The following is a 17,046-nucleotide window of genomic DNA, read 5'->3' as shown; positions in this document are numbered from 1 at the left end:
GGAACTCCTAAGGAACGCTTATACGTCCGCCCCGACCTGCGTTTCTCAGTGCCGGGGCACCGCGCACCCGTCCGGGCCGCAGGCCTCGGCGCCGCCGTCGTCGATCAGCTTCAGCGGGGAGCGGTCGCCCCAGGCCTGGGTGAGCGCCTGGGCGAAGACCTCGGCGGGCTGGGCACCGGAGACGCCGTAGGCGCGGTCCAGGACGAAGAAGGGGACGCCGTTGGCGCCGAGCTGGGCGGCCTCGCGCTCGTCGGCGCGGACGTCGTCGGCGTACCTCGTCCGGTCGGTGAGGACCTCGCGGGCGGCGTCGGCGTCCAGACCGGCCTCGACGGCCAGCTCCACGAGCCGCTCGTCGCCCTCGGTGAAGACGGACCGCTCCTCGGCGAAGTTCGCCCGGTAGAGGAGCTGGATCAGCTCGTCCTGGCGGCCCTGCTCCTTGGCGAAGTGCAGCAGGCGGTGCATGTCGAAGGTGTTGCCGTGGTCACGGTCCCGGGTCCGGTACGCCAGCCCCTCGGCGGCGGCCTGCGTGCCCAGGTTCTCCTCGCCGGCCTGGGCCTGCTGCTCGCTCATGCCGTACTTCTTGGTGAGCATCGTGATCACGGGCTGGACGTCGCCCTTGGCGCGTCCCGGGTCGAGCTCGAAGGAGCGGTGCACCACCTCGACCTGCTCGCGGTGCGGGAAGGCGGCGAGGGCCTTCTCGAAGCGGGCCTTGCCGACGTAGCACCAGGGACAGGCGATGTCCGACCAGATCTCGACGCGCATCTTCTCGGCTCTCTCCAGCTCGTACGGGGGACGGAGACTCCCTCCGCCGAGTGCATGAACGTTCAAGCAGCAGGGTTCATTCCCCGCCCCGCCCCCCTCCCACGGAGAAGCGCAGGTACAGGTGGTGGTCGTCCTCCGCGGGCGGGTTCTCCGGGTCCGGGACCCAGTCCTGACGCGCGTAGAAGGCCTGGGCGCGGCGGTTGTCCACATGCACGTCGAGCACGGCCGTACGGCGGCCGTCGGCCCGCCACTGCTCCACACAGGCGGTGTGCAGGGCCGTACCGACGCCCGCCCGCCAGTGGTCGGGGTCGACATGGAACTGGAACAGCTTGACCGTGTCCGCGCCGGCGCCCTCCGGCACCCGGAAGGAGGCCAGGGCGACGATCCGCCCCTGCTCCACGACGCACAGCACCTGTCCGTCGGGCCGGGCGAGGGCGGTGCGCCAGGTGGCGAGCCAGTCGGTGCCGTCCTGCGGGACGCCGTCGGGGTAGTAGGTGGCCCGGGCCCGCGCGTGCAGCGCGGCGACGGCCTCCGCCTCGGCGGGCACGGCGGTGCGGATGACGCGGCTCGGGGTGGGGGTTTCTCCGATCATGCCCCGGAGGACGTGGCGGCGGCCGGACCGGTTCCGCCCCCGCTCAGCTGCCGTCCCGGAGATCGTCCGGCCAGCTGTCCCGGAACTCGATGTGGTCGTATGTCACCACACAGCCCTCGCCCATCGGCGACTGGGTCATGAAGCCGACCAGGGCGGCGCCGGTCTCCTTCTCGTCGCCCAGCGTGAACAGCCGGACGAAGGTCCAGCGCTTGCCGTCCCGGGAGGCGTGGAAGGCGAAGGCCCGCCCGGTCCTGCTCACCCGCAGCCAGACCGAACTCCCGTCCACGGTGAAGGAGTTGGCGTCGTCGGAGTGCCCCCGGGTGACGACCGTGCAGACGGTCGCCACATCCGGCGAGTACTCCAGACAGAGCTTGGCCCAGGCGCGTTCGCCGACCTGGACGTACAGCACCCCCGCGTCGAACGCCCAGTTGAACCCCACGGTGACCCGGGCGATCAGCTGGAAGTCCCCCTCGGGCGCCCCGAGCAGCCGGGGCGCGTCCCCGGCGGGCTCCAGCGCCTCCCCGGTGGGCGTGACGAACCGATCCTGCCGGGGCCCGGCCCAGGCACTGAGCACCCCGTCCTCATGGGCCCAGTGCCCATCGGGACCGTACGTACGGAGGGGGAAAGGCAGTTCGGGAAGCGAGACGTCCATGATCTGATTATCCAGGCGACCGGAGTACCTCAGGGGCGCGGGGAACTGCGCGACCGGCCACAGCCGGCCCGCAGCCCGCAAGCGACCGCACCCCTACGGCGTCATCGTTCCAAACTCCCGTTGAACCGCCGCGGCAGCCCCAGCTCGTTCTCGTCCCGAAGCTCCACCGGCAGCAGCGCGGCCGGGGTGTTCTGGTAGACGACGGGCCGCAGCCACCGCTCGATCGCGGTGCCGCCCACGGAGGTGGACGTGGACGTCGTGGCCGGGTAGGGCCCACCGTGGTGCTGGGCGGCGGCGACGGCGACGCCGGTCGGCCACCCGTTCACCAGCACACGCCCCGCCAGCGGCGTCAGCTCGGCGAGGATCTCCCCGCCGCGCCCCTCCCCGGCGGCCTCCTCGTCGGACAGCTGCACGGTCGCCGTGAGGTTGCCCGGCAGTCGCGACAGCACCGCCCTGACCTCGCCGTCGTCCTCGTAGCGGGCCACCACGGTGACCGGCCCGAAGCACTCCTCCAGCAGCAGGTCGTACGCACCCTCCTCGGCCAGCCGCGCCGCCGGCACCGTGAGGAAGCCCGCGCTGACGGTGTGCTCCGAGCCCGCGCCGGGCGTCACCGGCGACTCGACCTCGGGCAGCTCCGCCCGCTCGGCCACCCCGGCGATGAAGTTGTCCCGCATCCGGTGGTCGAGCAGCACGCCCGCCTCGGTGGCGCTCACCGCGTCCGTGAGCGACTTGACCAGCCCGTCGCCGGCCGCGCCGGACGGTACGAGGACCAGTCCGGGCTTGACGCAGAACTGGCCGACGCCCAGGGTCATCGAGCCGGCGAGGCCCGTGCCGATGGCCTCCGCGCGCTCGGCGGCGGCGGCCTCGGTGACCACGACGGGGTTCAGCGAGCCCAGTTCGCCGTGGAAGGGGATCGGCGCCGGCCGGGCCGCCGCCGCGTCGAACAGCGCGCGTCCGCCCCGGATGGACCCGGTGAAGCCGGCCGCGGCGACCAGCGGGTGCTTGATGAGCTCGACGCCGGCCTCGAAGCCGTGCACGAGACCGAGGACGTCCTCGGAGATGCCGTGCGCGGCTGCGGCCGTGCGCAGGACCTTGGCGACCAGCTCGGACAGGGCCGGGTGGTCGGGGTGCGCCTTGACGACGACCGGGTTGCCCGCCGCGAGCGCGCTCGCGGTGTCGCCGCCGGCGACGGAGAAGGCGAAGGGGAAGTTGGAGGCCGAGTAGACGGCGACGACGCCCAGCGGCACCTTGTAGCGGCGCAGGTCCGGGATCGGCGGGGTCGCGGTGTCGTCGGGGTGGTTGACGACGACGTCGAGGAAGGCGCCCTCGTCGACGATCCCGGCGAACGCGCGCAGCTGGTAGCAGGTGCGGGCCAGCTCGCCGTTCAGCCGCACCGGGCCGAGCGCGGTCTCCGCGTCGGCGACCTCGACCAGCTGTTCCCTGGCCGCCTCCAGCTTGTCGGCGGCGGTGCGCAGGAAGGCGGCGCGGACGGCACGGTCGGCGAGGGAGCCGCGCGTGGCGTGCGCGGCGCGGACGACGGTGTCCACCTCCTGGGCCGTGGCCTCCACCGCAACCTGTTCACGCTGCTTCCCGGTTCGGGGGTCGACACTCCAGACTGGTGCTGCTGCCACCGCGGGTCCCTCCACGCTTGCTACTGGCCACGTTTGGTACTGGCTGATTCACCAGGGATGTTCGATATACTGAACAGCGTTTCTCATGGTGAATATGCTGTCGGAGACTATTTCCCGTCGAACGAAGGGGTCAAGGGCGATGTCGGCTGGCGAGACGGGGGGCGGGGCGCAGGTCAAGTCCGCGGTGCGGACGGTTGAGCTGCTGGAATACTTCGCCGGCCGCCCCGGGATGCACTCCCTCGCGGCGGTCCAGGAGGCCGTGGGTTACCCCAAGTCCAGTCTCTACATGCTGCTGCGCACACTCGTGGAGCTCGGCTGGGTGGAGACGGACGCGACGGGCACGCGGTACGGCATCGGGGTGCGGGCGCTGCTCGTCGGCACCTCCTACATCGACGGCGACGAGGTCGTGGCCGCCGCCCGGCCGACCCTGGACCGGCTCTCGGACGACACCACCGAGACCATCCACCTGGCCCGGCTCGACGGCACGAACGTGGTCTACCTCGCCACCCGCCAGTCCCAGCACTATCTGCGCCCCTTCACCCGCGTCGGCCGCCGGCTGCCCGCCCACTCCACCTCCCTGGGCAAGGCGCTGCTGAGCACGTACACCGACGAGCAGGTCCGCAAACTGCTCCCGGAGACGCTCCCGGCGCTCACCGAGCACACCCTGACGGACCGCGAGGAGCTCATCGAGGAGCTGCACCAGGTGCGCGAGCAGGGCTTCGCCGTGGACCGCGAGGAGAACACGCTCGGCCTGCGCTGCTTCGGCGTGGCGATCCCGTACCGCACCCCGGCCCGGGACGCGATCAGCTGCTCGGTGCCGGTGGCCCGCCTCACCCCGGCGCACGAGCAACTGGTGAAGGACGCCCTGTTCGACGCGCGCGACCGGCTCACGCTCGCCACCCGCCGCCTCTGACCCCACCGTCGCCCCCGGTCGGCGTAGGCTCGGACGATGGAGATCGCCCTGCGCCCCGTCCACGACAGCGATCTGCCGGTGTTCTACCGGCAGCTGAACGACCCCGAGGCCCTGCGGATGGCCGCGTTCACCCCGGAGGACCCCGCCGACCGGTCGCGGTTCGAGGACCACTGGAAGCGGGTCAGGTCCTCCTCCGCGCTGGTCCGGACGGTCCTCACCGACGGGGACGTCGTCGGTCACGCGGCGGTGTACGGGGAGCCGGGCGAGCGCGAGGTGACGTACTGGGTGGACCGCGCGTACTGGGGCAAGGGCATCGCGACGGCGGCCCTGCGGGCGCTGCTGGCGGAGGTGCCCGAGCGTCCCCTGTACGCCCGGGCGGCCGCCGACAACGCCGGTTCGCTCCGGGTGCTGCACAAGTGCGGCTTCCGGGTCACGGCGCACGCCTCGGGCTTCGCCCCCGCCCGTGGCGAGGAGATCCCGGAGGTCGTCCTCAAGCTGGACGCATGAACGTACGATGAGAAAACCGGCCGAAGGGAACGATTCGCTTCGGCCCGTTCGTCTTTCCGATCGCAATGAACAAGACGATCAGGCGTGCCTCGGTCTTCTCGCTGCTGCTGGTGTTCGCCCTGCTGATCCGGGCGACCTGGGTGCAGTTCTACGAGGCCCGGGCTCTCGCGGACGACACGGACAACCGGCGCAACGCGATCGAGACGTACTCGCGGCCGCTGGGGAACATCATCGTGGCCGGAAAGGCGGTCACCGGCTCGGCCCGGACCACGGGCGGCGACCTCAAGTACAAGCGCACGTACACGAACGGCGAGCTGTACGCGGCGGTGACGGGATACGCCTCGCAGGCCTACGCCCCGACCCAGCTCGAAGGCATCTACGCCGACCTGCTCAACGGGACGGACACCCGGCTGAAGACCGTGATGGACACGGTCACCGACCAGCGGGCCGACCCGGGCGATGTGCTCACGACGATCGATCCGGCCGTGCAGAAGGCGGCGTACGACGCCCTCGGCGACAAGAAGGGCGCGGCCGTCGCGATCGATCCGAAGACCGGCAGGATCCTGGCGGTCGTGTCGACACCGTCGTACGACCCCACCTCGCTCACCGACGCCAACACGGCGGGTACGGCATGGAAGAAGCTCACCGCCGACTCCGACAAGCCGCTGGTCAACCGTGCGCTGCGACAGCCGCTGGCACCGGGCTCGACGTTCAAGCTGGTGGTGGCGGCGGCCGCGCTGGAGGACGGGCTGTACACGTCGGTGGACGAGAGGACGGACAGCGAGGACCCCTACACACTCCCCGGCACCCGGACGGTCCTGAGCAACGAGAACACCTCCGCCCCCTGCGAGAACGCCTCGATCCGGGTGGCGCTCCAGTACTCCTGCAACAACGTCTTCGCGCACATGGCCGTGCAGCTCGGGCAGGACAAACTCAGGGCGATGGCCGAGAAGTTCGGCTTCAACGACGACGCGCTGGACGTGCCGGTGCGGGCGTACGCGAGCGTGTACCCCTCCGACATGGACGAGTCGTCCACCGCCCTGACCGGCATCGGCCAGTTCGACGTCACCGCGACCCCGCTGCAGATGGCCATGGTGTCGGCCGCGCTCGCCAACGGCGGCGAGCTGGTCTCGCCGCACATGGTCGCGCAGATCACCGACAGCGGCGGTGACGTGCTGAAGGACTACGACGACGAGGCGAGCTCGAAGCGGATCGTCAGCGAGTCCACGGCCGAACAGCTCCAGTCCGCGATGCAGACCGTCGTCGAGAAGGGCACCGGCACGAACGCCCGCATCGACGGGGTGACGGTGGGCGGCAAGACGGGCACGGCCCAGAACGGCGAGAACAACAGCAAGGCCCCGTACGCCTGGTTCACGTCCTACGGCAAGACGGACGGCAAGGAGGTGGCGGTCGCGGTGGTGGTCGAACAGTCCGACGCGGCCCGCTCGGAGGTCAGCGGCAACGGCCTGGCGGCCCCCGTGGCCAAGGCGATGATGCAAGCAGCGCTCAAGTAGCCCCCCTGGAAAAGGGGCGCGGGGCCGCATCGATATGCGGCTCCGCCGCGTGGGCGCGACCAGCCACGACGAACCCGCACTGGCCGCGCAGCGAACGAACCCCTACTTCACACCCAGCACCTGCTCGATCGGGTCGATCGCGAAGTACACCACGAACAGCCCCGAAGCCCCCCACAACAGCCAGTGCACGTCCCGCGCCTTCCCCAGCACCGTCTTGATCACGACGTACGCCAGGAACCCGGCCCCGATCCCGTTGGTGATCGAGTACGTGAACGGCATCACGGCGATGGTCAGGAAGGCCGGGATGGCGATCTCGTAGCTGTCCCAGTCGATGGACTTGACCTGGGTCATCATCAGGAACCCGACCGCCACCAGCGCCGGCGCCGCCGCCTGGAGCGGCACGATCGTCAGGACCGGGGTGAGGAACAGCGCGAGGGCGAACAGAGAGCCGGTGACGAGGTTGGAGAAGCCGGTGCGCGAGCCCTCGCCGACGCCGGCCGCGGACTCGATGTAGGAGGTCGCGGAGGACGAGGAGGCCGCGCCGCCGGCGACCGCCGCCGCGCCGTCGATGAGCAGCACCCGGCCGAGGTTGGGCACCTCGCCCTTCTCGTTCAGCAGTCCGGCCTCGGCGCTGATGCCGACGACCGTGCCCATCGTGTCGAAGAAGTCGGACAGGATGAGGGTGAAGACCAGCAGGACGACGGTGACGGCACCGGTCTCGCCGAACGCGCCGAACAGGCTGAAGTGACCGATCAGCCCGAAGTCGGGGGCGTCGACGAGCGTGTCGGGCCAGGCCGGGGTGGTCAGGCCCCAGCTCTTCACGTCGGCGACCGAGTCGATGACGATCGCGAGCACGGTCATCGCGACGATGCTGATCAGGATGGCGCCCTTGACCTTGCGGGCGAGCAGCGCGACGGTCAGCAGCACCCCGAGGCAGAAGACGAGGACCGGCCAGCCGGTCAGGATGCCGGCGCCGCCGAGCTGGACCGGGACGGTGGTGTTCGCGGCGTCGGGGATCCGGCTGACGAAACCGGCGTCGACGAAGCCGATGAAGGCGATGAACAGACCGATGCCGACGCTGATCGCCTGCTTCAGCGGCTGCGGGATGGCGTGCATCACGGCCTCGCGCAGACCGGTCAGCACCAGGACGCAGATCAGCAGACCTTCGAGGACGATCAGGCCCATCGCGTCGTCCCAGCTCATCAGCGGGGCGATCTGGAAGGCGACCACCGCGTTGAGGCCGAGTCCGGCGGCGAGCGCGAGCGGCAGGTTGCCGCCGACGCCCATGACGATCGTCATCACTGCGGCCACCAGGGCGGTGGCGGTGGTGAGTTGGACGCTGTCGAGGGTGTGGCCGAACTTGTCCTTCGCATTTCCGAGGATGATCGGGTTCAGCACAAGAATGTAGGCCATGGTGAAGAACGTGGCGAAGCCGCCGCGTATCTCCCGGCCGAAGGTGGAACTCCGTTCGGAGATCTTGAAGAACTGGTCGACTCTGTCCACGTGTGACTCCCTGGTGCCTGTTCGAACGTGTGCGGATGCTGGCTGGATTGTTGCGTCGTTGAACCTTGCTCAGGTTTTCTGCGTGTTACGGATTCGGGCTCCCGGGCGGCTCCGGGCGGCCACTTGATGTTCGAACCCCAGTACCAAACCAACTGGATGATCACTGCTACGCTTCCGGATCTCGTCCCAGCCCCTCCCCGGGACATCCCCATGTCATTCACATGACACGCACAGCAGCCACCGAGAAGAGGTCACCCGTGGGCACAGTCGTCGACGACGCCGCCTCCGTGGAATTCCATGCCTTCTTCGACCGCCACTACGCCGAACTGGCCCGGCTCGCCCACCTTCTGACGGGTGAGGCGGACGCCGCCGACGACCTGGCGGCGGACGCGCTCCTCGCCCTGTGGAACCGCTGGGACCGGGTGCGCGCGGCCGAGCATCCGGTGGCGTACGCCCGTGGCGTCGTCGCCAATCTGGCCCGCACCCGGATCCGCAGCGCGGTCCGCGAGCGCCGCAGGATCGCCCTGTTCTGGTCGCAGCGCGAGGAGAAGACCGAGAACCCCGATGTCGCCGGCGTTGTGGACGTACAGTCCGCGCTGCGTAGACTCCCCTTCCGCAAACGAGCCTGCGTGGTGCTCCGGCACGCCTTCGACCTCTCGGAGAAGGACACCGCGCTCGCTCTGGGGGTCTCGGTGGGTACGGTGAAGAGCCAGACCTCCAAGGGAATGGCCGAGTTGCAGAAGCTGCTCGGCGCAAGGGGAGCTCCGCTCAAGGTGCACGTGATGGCGCGCACCCGCGAGACCTCGGGAAGGAACCGATGACGATGCAGCGGGACGTGCACGACGAGCTGCGCGCCCGGCTGCACCAGGCGGCCGAGGCTTACGAGCCGGACCGGGCGCGCATCCTGGCCCGGGTCGAGCGCGGCATGGCGGGCGAGACCCAGGTCCAGGACCGGCGCGCGCACCGCGCGACCCGGCCGCTGGTCTGGGGCTGGACGCGGGTCGTGGGTGCCACGGCCGCGGTCGCGGGCATGCTCGCGGTCGGCGGTTACGCGGTGGCGTCCGCGGTGAAGGACGACACCCGGGTGGAGCAGACGGTCTCCGTCTCGCCGACGCCGGTGCAGTCCCCCGACGCGACGAGCCGGCCGCCGGCCTCCCCGAAGGCCACCGCGACCTCGGGGTCCGGCGGTGGCGAGTCGAAGGAGCCGCAGAAGCCGAGCGGTTCCCCGACGCCGTCCGCCACCTCGTCCCCGACGGCGTCGGCCGTCGTGCTCCTGCCGGGCACCGACGACGATGACGACGGGCCGCTCTGGTCGGACGGCTCGGTGGATCCGCACAGCAACGACTTCTGGGCGCAGAGCAACATCACCATCAGGCTGAAGCAGGTGGCCACCGCGCTCACCGTGCAGCTGAGGGTCGCCCAGACCGGCGGGGTGTCCGACGCCGGGGCCTGGCGGTCGCTGCCCGAGCAGGACTTCGACCTCACGGTCACCGAGCAGGACGGCTTCCTGGTCTACACCTGGGTGCTCAAGGAGGGCCGTACGGTCCCCGTGGGCGAGTGGGTGTTCGCCGGGCAGTACGACCACGACCGCGGGGGCCGGGACGCCGGCCGCGACAGCTATGTCATCACGGGCCAGTCGGACGGCAAGGCCCGTGTCCTGGGCGGCGACTTCGCCACCCAGGACACCTCCGAGGGCGACTCGTAGGCGGCCCGGACAGGTCCCGGAAAAAACTTCCGGAACGGCGGCAACCCTTTCCTCACCGGTGGCGACCACACAGCGCAAGAGTCACCACCACCTGAGGATTCGGCACATGACTGCTTCCGCAGAACCGCGCAACCGGCACCGCCGCAGGGTCACCGGGCGGCGGGCGCTGATCGCGGGCTCCACCGCCCTGGGCATCAGCGGCGCGGCTCTCGTCACCACGACGCTGCTGTCGTCGGCGGGCGCCGCGACCGCCTGGCCCACGGCGACCGGCAGCAAGGCCGTCTCCTCGACGATCAAGGTGTCCGGGACGTACGACGGCAAGCTGAAGAAGTTCTACGGCAAGGGCGCGCTCGGCACCTCCGACCAGGACGAGTCGCAGGGGGCGCTCTTCGAGCTGGCGGACGGCGCGGTCCTGAAGAACGTGATCATCGGGTCCCCGGCGGCGGACGGCGTCCACTGCAAGGGCTCCTGCACCCTGCAGAACGTGTGGTGGCTGGACGTCGGTGAGGACGCGGCCAGCTTCAAGGGCAAGTCGTCGTCGGCCGTGTACAAGGTCATCGGCGGTGGCGCGAAGAACGCCGACGACAAGGTGCTGCAGTTCAACGGCGCCGGCAAGCTGACCGTGACCGGTTTCCGGGTGGAGAACTCCGGCAAGCTGGTGCGCTCCTGCGGGAACTGCAAGACGCAAGTCAAGCGCACGATCGTGCTGAGCGACATCGACGTGGTGGGGCCGCTGAAGGCGATCGTCGGCGTCAACGCCAACTACGGCGACACCGCCACCCTGTCGAAGATCCGCATCCAGAACGACCCGAAGAAGAAGGTCAGGATCTGCGTGCGGTTCAAGGGCAACAACACCGGCAAGGAGCCGACCGAAATCGGGTCGGGTGCGGACGGAACCACCTGCAAGTTCTCGTCATCTGCCCTCACGTACAAGTGACACGAACCGCACAGAGCGACGGAGAACGGCCCTTGAGCACGCACAGAAGACGAACCCTCACGCGGCGACGTGTGCTCGGCGCCTCGGCGATCGGGGTCGCCGCCACCGGCGCCGCCGTCGCGGGCGGCGCCGGCCTGCTCTCGTCCGCGTCCGCCGCGGCCTTCGGCTACCGGGACGACGGCCGGAACTACGTCGTGGACACCGGGTCCTCGCTGGTCTTCAAGGTCTCCAAGACCACCGGCGACCTCACCTCGCTGGTCTACAAGGGCAAGGAGTACGAGGGCTACGGCGGCAAGCACTCGCACGTGGAGTCCGGCCTCGGCGCCTCCACGGTGACGATCAGGCAGTCGGGGTCCACGATCCTGGTCAAGGTGGTCCACGGCGCGATCACCCAGTGGTACGCGGCCCGCAGCGGCCAGAACAACGTCTACCTCTGGACGAACAAGGCGGACGCCTCCTTCACCGCGACCCGCTACATCGTCCGCCTCAAGCCCGGCATGTTCCCCAACACCGGCTCGGACTCCTGGATCGAGGCCTCGGACACGATCATCGAGGCCGGGGACGTCTGGAAGCGCGCGGACGGCACCACCCACTCCAAGCACTACTCGGGCAAGCGGACCATCGACTACGACCACGTCGGATTCACCACCGGCTCGGTCGGCCTGTACCTGGTCCGCTCCAACCACGAGAAGGCCTCGGGCGGCCCCTTCTACCGTTCGCTGCTGCGCCACTCCAACGACAAGGGCGCGGGCCTGTACGAGATCCTGCACTACAACGAGGCGCAGACCGAGGCGGAACGTTTCGGCCTGCAGGGCCCGTACGTCCTGGCCTTCACGGACGGCGGCGCCCCCGCCTCCTCCCTCTTCCACTCCAACCTGGACACCTCCTGGGTGGACGGCCTCGGCATCACCGGCTGGGTCGGCAGGGCCGGCCGCGGCAAGGTGGCGGGCGTGGGCCTGAAGGGCATGGACGCGTCGTACCCGTACACGGTCGGCTTCGCCAACAAGGACGCCCAGTACTGGGCGAAGGCGGCGACCGGTACCGGCGCGTTCTCCTGCAAGGGGATGCTGCCGGGGACGTACACGCTGACGGTCTTCAAGGGCGAACTCGCGGTCCTGACCCGGGAAGTGAAGGTGACCGCGGGCGCCACGACGAGCCTGCACACCCTCTCGATCACCGGCGACCCCTCCACGGCGAGGACGGCCTGGCGCCTCGGCGACTGGGACGGCACGCCCGGGGAGTTCAAGAACGCCCGGCTCATGACGTACGCGCATCCCTCCGACGCCCGCGCGGCGAAGTGGACGGGCAACGTCACGATCGGCGGCAGGGACCCCGCCCCGTCCTTCCCGGCGTACCTGTGGAAGGACGTCAACGACGGCGTCCTGATCTACTTCCGCCTCACCGAGGAGCAGGCGGCGGCCGCCCACACCCTGCGCATCGGCGTCACGGACGCCTTCGCGAACGGCCGCCCGCGGGTGAGCGTGAACGACTGGGTCTCCCCGGTCCCGGCGGCCGTCACCCAGCCCTCGACCCGCTCCCTCACGACGGGTTCCTACCGGGGCAACAACCACACCTTCACGTACAACGTCCCGGCGACCGCCTGGAAGACGGACGTCTCGCAGTACAACGTCCTCAAGCTGACCATCGTGAGCGGCTCGTCCGGCACGGCCTATCTGAGCCCGGGAACTTCGTTCGACTGCATCGACCTCCTCGCCTGAGGCTTGCCGGCCTCAGCCCCTCTGAGGTCGGCAACAAGGAAAGGCCCCCGTCGCTGGAACCCGACGGGGGCCTTTTCCGACTTCATCAGTTCATGGTGGAACCGATGGTCGTGGAGCCGGTCGTCAGAAACGTCGTGGCCGGCAGAGAACCATCGCCCTTCCGAGCTCCATAAGCAGAACTCGCGTCCGTGGAAAGGAACTTGGGCGTGGACACCCCGCTGTCCCAGTTGTTCGCGGCGGATACCGCCGACGAACCCGTCTTCGACAGCCCGCCCTTGTTGCCCACCGCGAGATTGCGGGCGAGCCGCGCCTTGCCGGTGGCGAAATAGAATCCCGCCTCCGCATTGGAGTACGCGGTGTTGCGGTTCAGGATGATCGCGCCCGTGTTGGAGTTCTCGGTGAACCCGTTGAGCGTGTTGTCCCAGGCCGCGTTGTTGTTGACGACGTGCGCGACGGCGACGCCCCCGCCGCCCAGCTTGAACCCGTTGCCGTTGCCCTCGAACGCCGAGTCGCCCCAGCGGTTCTTGCCGTTGCCGAAGGCCCAGCTGTGCTCGATGGTGACGGGCGTGGAGAACTGCCAGAGGTCGATCCCGTCGTCCGAGTTGTTGTACAGCCGCGCCCCGGTGATCTTGTTGCCGGTGCCGGAGCCGAACTTGACGGCGATGCCGTCCGCGTTCTGCCCGTGCCCGGCGGCGTCGTAGTTGCCGTGACTGTCCAGGTTCTGCACGAGGTTGTTGACGGTGTTGTCGCCGCGCAGGGTGAACCCGGAGTCGCCGTTGTTCGCGGTGACGAGGTTCTTGAAGACGCCGCCGGTGGAGGAGGTGACGACGAAGCCCTGGGCCGGGGAGTTCTGGAAGGTGAGGTTCTGGACGGTCCAGTAGCTGCCGTAGATGCCGGTCAGCCAGGAGCCGTCGGGCAGCTTGGAGCCGTCGATCTTCACCTTCTCGCCGCCGTAGGCCTGGAGCGTGATGCGCGCGGCACTCGTGCCGCCGGCCGTGGACTTGAGGGTGGCCGTCGGGTAGTACGTGCCGGCGCGGACCTGGATGACCGTGCCGGCGACCGCGTTCTTCACGGCCGACTCCAGCTGTGCGGTGGTGGAGACGGTGACGGTGGTGGACGCGGCCTGGGCGCCGCCGCCCGACAGACCGAGGTAGACGCCGCCGCCCCCCGCCGAGAGCGCCACGGCGGCGGCGATCGAGAGGGTGCGCGTCCTGCGGTGGCGTCCGGTGCTCAAACGCACGGGCGTTCCTTTCAACGTGAGGCTGCCGGGAGGAAACGGGCCGGAGGGGCCGCCCCGGCCCGTTTCCTCACATCAGTCGCCACCGTGGCCGGAAAGGGTTGCCGCGCCGGAGAAAAGACCGGCGAAACTTTCGCCCGGCAGGCCGGCGCCGCCGGGGCTCAGCTCACGAAGTACGTCGGGTTCGGCAGCTTGTACCTCCGGTCGGCGTAGCCGCCCTCGAGGTCCGAGTACTGGTCGCCGAAGTTGGCGATGATCTCGTACCCGAGGTCGTTCTCGATGTGCTTGCGGGTGCCCGCCTTGTACTGGACGGTGGTGCAGGTCCAGGTGTTCGGGGTGGCGCAGGCGCTCAGGTAGGACGGCGGGTTGGCCGCGTCCTTGAGGAACATGTGGCCGGCGTCGAGGTTCACGTCGGCGCCGATCTTCTTCAGGTTCTCGACGGCCGAGACGCGCTGCGTCTCCTTCAGGCCCGAGTTGTAGAAGACCTCGACGCCCTTGGACTTCGCGTACTGCACCAGCTCGGGGCTGCCGAAGACCGCCGGGCGGTCCGCCTTCGCCACGTACTCGGCCCAGGTGGTCGAGTTGTAGGTGTAGTTGGTCTTCTTCTCGTAGTCGAGGCTGAGCAGCAGCGTGTCGTCGATGTCGAAGACGACCGCGGGCTTCTCGCCGTGGTGGCGGGCCTTGCGGGCCGCCTGGTCGATGTACTTCCGCGCGGACTTGTCGATCGCCGCGAGGTCCTTGGCGTACGGGCTGGTCGGCGAGGCCTGGTACACGCCGTTCGCGTCCGCCGCGGTGCCGTAGTAGGTGTCGATGTCCTTCACCAGGAGCCCGATGTTGTAGGGCTCGTGGGTGGAGTTGGCCGTGGACTGGCCGGCCGTGGCCGCGCCGGCGCCGTAGAGCGCGGCACCGGCGACGGCACAGGCGGCGACGGAGGCCGCGATGCGCAGTGACTTATGCATGACAGGTTTCTACGCGCGTCACGTGGTCGGGCGCGAGACCCGTTGCCCGATCGATACCCGTTCGGCGGGCAAAAATCGGGTCAAGCGCCCGGTTGGCTCAATGGCCGGTCAGTCCATCGTCGCCCCGATCGTCGTCGAACCCGTCGTCAGGAACGTGGTGGCGGGCAGGGTCCCGCTGGAGCTGCGGGCGTTGTACGTCGTCGAGGCGTCCGTCGACCTGAAGGCGGGCGTCGAGATGCCGCTGTCCCAGTTGTTGCCGGCCGAGGTGACCGACGAGCCCTTGTTGACCGAGCCGCCGCCGTTGCTCACGGCGAGGTTCTTGCCGAGCTTGGCGGAGCTGGTCGCGAAGTAGTAGCCCCACTTGCTGTTGGCGTAGGCGGTGGTGCGGTTGATGACGATCGCCCCGGTGTTGGAGTTCTCGGTGAAGCCGTTGCCCGCGTTGCCCCAGGCGGCGGAGTTGTTGACGACGTGCGCGACGACCTCGCCGTCGCCGCCCAGCTTGTAGCCGTTGCCGTCGCCCGCGAAGGCCGAGTCGGACCAGCGGTTGACGCCGTTGCCCATGGACCAGGTGTGCTCGATGGTGACGGGCGAGGAGAAGGACCAGAAGTCGATCCCGTCGTCCGAGTTGTTGTAGAGGCGGGCGCCGGTGATGAGGTTGCCGGTGCCGGAGCCGAACTTCACGGCCACCCCGTCGGCGTTCTCGCCGTGGTTGGCGGCGTCGTAGTTGCCGTAGGAGTCGATGTTCCTGACGGTGTTGTTGACCGTGCCGTCCCCGGTGAGGGTGAAGCCGGAGTCGCCGCCGTTGATGGTCTTGATGTTGTTCCAGACCGAGCCGGTGCAGGACTGGCAGACGACCGCGCTGTCCGGGGAGTTCTGGAAGGTGATGTTGGAGACGTTCCAGTAGTCGGCGGTCAGCTTGAAGATCCAGTCGCCGTCGGGGAGCGAGGAGCCGTCGATCTTCACGGTCTCCGAGCCGTACGCGGTGAGCGTGATCGGCGAGGAGGAGCTGCCGTTGGCGGTGGACTGGAGGGTCGCCGTCGGGTAATAGGTGCCGCCCCGGACCTGGATGACCGTGCCCGCGGTGGCGTTCTTGATGGCGTTGGACAGATCGGTGGAGTTGCTCACGACCACGGTGGCGGCCTGCGCCTGGGTGGGCAGGGCCACGGCGAGTCCGGCGCTCAGGGACAGCGCCGCGAGGGCGGTGAGAGCGGTGCGACGAGACATGGAGTGCGGGTCCTTTCGTCGAACGGGGGAAGGATGGTCAACCGCGCGCTCTAGCGCGGATACGGAGCGTCCCGACGAGTTACATTCGGTGCGCACCGAACGAGAGCCAAGGTCGGTGCAGTGCAACGCCTTTCTCTTTCAGGGCACCGGGCAGGTTCCGTCCCGGCTGGTGTTGATCGCGTCAGACTTGACCGCTCGTCGAGCGGGAGAGCAGCGTGAGCCAGGAATCCCCGCCGCTCCCGGCGGAGAGGGTTCAAAGGACGCGGTCGAGCCACAGAAGCGCCCGCTTTGCATGCAGTCGACGAAGGCACGGCCGAGTTCTGGCCGTGCCTTCGTCGTATCCGCTCCATGAGGCCGGTCATCCAGCAGACCGGGGCAAGCGCGCGCACGGCGTCGGTCAGGGCCGCGGTCTGCCAGGCCCGGTAGGCGCCCATGGAGAAGCCGACGGCCGCGACCCGGCGGGCGTCCACCCGGTCGAGGCCCGCCAGGAAGCCGGCGGCACGGGCGTCCTCGCGGGCCATGAGGCCGGCGAGCGAGGAGCCGAGGTGGAAGAAGTTCGAGGCGAGGGCCTGCTGCTGGTCGTAGGCGAGGGGGCCGCGGTCGCCCCAGCCGAGGGCGTCCGCGCACAGCACGACATACCCGCGCCGCGCCGGTTCGTCGCCGACGAACCGCCCGCTGAAGTACTTCTCCGCCCAGCCTCGCGCCGAGGCGAGCCGGACGTCGTCGTCCCAGGGCCGGACCAGCTTCTCCTTGCCGATGTCGAACTTCGCCCCGTGGTCGTGCAGCAGCACCGCCGGGAAGGGGCCCGGGCCGTCGGGGGTGAGCAGGGCGGCGCGGACGCGTGCGTACCGGGTGAGGGAGAGGGTGACCGACTGGGCCCGGTAGCCGTCCCGGGGCACCGGCTCACCGAACTCGGGGGCGTACGGGGTCCCGTCCTCCCGGTCGACGATCTGCAGCTCGTCCACCTTGGCCCGGGCGGCCCGACGCCAGACCCGGAAGTCCCGCACCGGGGAGGTGCCCCAGGCGAGGGGGAAGGTCAGCGCGGCCTTGAGGGCGGGGTGAAAGTCGGGAAGGGGGCCGTCGACGACGGCTGTCCGAATGAGGGCGGTGTCGGCGGAGGGGGTGTCGGCGGCAGCGGTGTCGGCTGAGGCTGTCTCGGCGGCAGCGGTGTCGGCGAAGGCTGTCTCGGCGG

At 69.8% G+C, this 17,046-nt stretch carries 16 protein-coding genes; 7 read left to right on the top strand and 9 right to left on the bottom strand.

Going from position 1 to position 17,046, the window contains the following annotated elements; genetic code table 11:
* Positions 1-45 precede the first annotated feature (45 nt).
* The 4 genes from ABZ464_RS34995 to ABZ464_RS34980 all read right to left on the bottom strand — a co-directional run bounded on the left by ABZ464_RS34995 (position 46) and on the right by ABZ464_RS34980 (position 3,637).
* Entirely contained in the window at positions 46-762 is a 717-nt protein-coding gene (locus ABZ464_RS34995) for a DsbA family oxidoreductase (RefSeq protein ID WP_359284010.1), read from the bottom strand.
* A 76-nt stretch (positions 763-838) separates the two neighbouring features.
* A complete protein-coding gene (locus ABZ464_RS34990) occupies positions 839-1,354 on the bottom strand; it encodes a GNAT family N-acetyltransferase (protein WP_359283930.1) in 516 nt (171 codons plus the stop codon).
* 43 nt (positions 1,355-1,397) lie between these two features.
* On the bottom strand, positions 1,398-2,006 hold the full coding sequence (locus tag ABZ464_RS34985) for a DUF1349 domain-containing protein (protein WP_359283928.1): 609 nt from the start codon (positions 2,004-2,006) through the stop codon (positions 1,398-1,400).
* 101 nt (positions 2,007-2,107) lie between these two features.
* The gene (locus tag ABZ464_RS34980) at positions 2,108-3,637 is read right to left on the bottom strand and encodes an aldehyde dehydrogenase (NADP(+)) (RefSeq protein ID WP_359283925.1); all 1,530 of its coding nucleotides are present in this window, start codon (positions 3,635-3,637) and stop codon (positions 2,108-2,110) included.
* A gap of 139 nt (positions 3,638-3,776) precedes the next feature.
* Here ABZ464_RS34980 and ABZ464_RS34975 point away from each other — a divergent pair, with 139 nt between their 5' ends.
* The 3 genes from ABZ464_RS34975 to ABZ464_RS34965 all read left to right on the top strand — a co-directional run bounded on the left by ABZ464_RS34975 (position 3,777) and on the right by ABZ464_RS34965 (position 6,571).
* Positions 3,777-4,550: an IclR family transcriptional regulator gene (locus ABZ464_RS34975; RefSeq protein ID WP_359283924.1), complete on the top strand. Its 774-nt coding sequence runs from the start codon at positions 3,777-3,779 to the stop codon at positions 4,548-4,550.
* Positions 4,551-4,586: 36 nt separating this feature from the next.
* Complete coding sequence (locus ABZ464_RS34970; RefSeq protein WP_359283921.1) at positions 4,587-5,057, top strand: GNAT family N-acetyltransferase; 471 nt, start codon at positions 4,587-4,589, stop codon at positions 5,055-5,057.
* A gap of 65 nt (positions 5,058-5,122) precedes the next feature.
* The gene (locus tag ABZ464_RS34965) at positions 5,123-6,571 is read left to right on the top strand and encodes a penicillin-binding transpeptidase domain-containing protein (RefSeq protein WP_359283918.1); all 1,449 of its coding nucleotides are present in this window, start codon (positions 5,123-5,125) and stop codon (positions 6,569-6,571) included.
* Between the two features lie 102 nt (positions 6,572-6,673).
* On the opposite strand, the gene ABZ464_RS34960 is transcribed toward ABZ464_RS34965, so the two are convergent.
* Positions 6,674-8,074, bottom strand: coding sequence for an NCS2 family permease (locus ABZ464_RS34960; RefSeq protein WP_359283915.1), 1,401 nt, complete (start codon positions 8,072-8,074; stop codon positions 6,674-6,676).
* Positions 8,075-8,331: 257 nt separating this feature from the next.
* Here ABZ464_RS34960 and ABZ464_RS34955 point away from each other — a divergent pair, with 257 nt between their 5' ends.
* From ABZ464_RS34955 to ABZ464_RS34940, 4 genes are all read left to right on the top strand, one after another.
* Positions 8,332-8,895 (top strand): SigE family RNA polymerase sigma factor, encoded by a 564-nt coding sequence (locus tag ABZ464_RS34955; protein WP_359283913.1) that lies wholly within the window; start codon positions 8,332-8,334, stop codon positions 8,893-8,895.
* On the top strand, positions 8,892-9,779 hold the full coding sequence (locus ABZ464_RS34950; protein WP_359283911.1) for a hypothetical protein: 888 nt from the start codon (positions 8,892-8,894) through the stop codon (positions 9,777-9,779). The genes ABZ464_RS34955 and ABZ464_RS34950 overlap by 4 nt, the downstream gene beginning before the upstream one ends.
* 106 nt (positions 9,780-9,885) lie before the next feature.
* On the top strand, positions 9,886-10,716 hold the full coding sequence (locus ABZ464_RS34945) for a pectate lyase (protein ID WP_359283909.1): 831 nt from the start codon (positions 9,886-9,888) through the stop codon (positions 10,714-10,716).
* Between the two features lie 32 nt (positions 10,717-10,748).
* Positions 10,749-12,434, top strand: a complete 1,686-nt coding sequence (locus ABZ464_RS34940) for a rhamnogalacturonan lyase B N-terminal domain-containing protein (protein WP_359283907.1) — start codon at positions 10,749-10,751, stop codon at positions 12,432-12,434.
* A gap of 85 nt (positions 12,435-12,519) precedes the next feature.
* Here ABZ464_RS34940 and ABZ464_RS34935 read toward each other — a convergent pair whose 3' ends face one another.
* From ABZ464_RS34935 to ABZ464_RS34920, 4 genes are all read right to left on the bottom strand, one after another.
* A complete protein-coding gene (locus tag ABZ464_RS34935) occupies positions 12,520-13,674 on the bottom strand; it encodes a right-handed parallel beta-helix repeat-containing protein (protein ID WP_359283904.1) in 1,155 nt (384 codons plus the stop codon).
* A gap of 158 nt (positions 13,675-13,832) precedes the next feature.
* Entirely contained in the window at positions 13,833-14,630 is a 798-nt protein-coding gene (locus tag ABZ464_RS34930; RefSeq protein ID WP_359283901.1) for an HAD family acid phosphatase, read from the bottom strand.
* Positions 14,631-14,738: 108 nt separating this feature from the next.
* Entirely contained in the window at positions 14,739-15,854 is a 1,116-nt protein-coding gene (locus ABZ464_RS34925; protein ID WP_359283898.1) for a chondroitinase-B domain-containing protein, read from the bottom strand.
* A 50-nt stretch (positions 15,855-15,904) separates the two neighbouring features.
* Positions 15,905-16,954 (bottom strand): dienelactone hydrolase family protein, encoded by a 1,050-nt coding sequence (locus ABZ464_RS34920; RefSeq protein ID WP_359284007.1) that lies wholly within the window; start codon positions 16,952-16,954, stop codon positions 15,905-15,907.
* Positions 16,955-17,046: the final 92 nt, after the last annotated feature.

Source organism: Streptomyces sp. NPDC005820 (assembly GCF_040630255.1).
In the GTDB taxonomy this organism is placed as follows: Bacteria; Actinomycetota; Actinomycetes; order Streptomycetales; family Streptomycetaceae; genus Streptomyces.
Note: the sequence above shows the minus strand (reverse complement) of the source record. Positions and strands in the feature narration are given on the sequence as shown.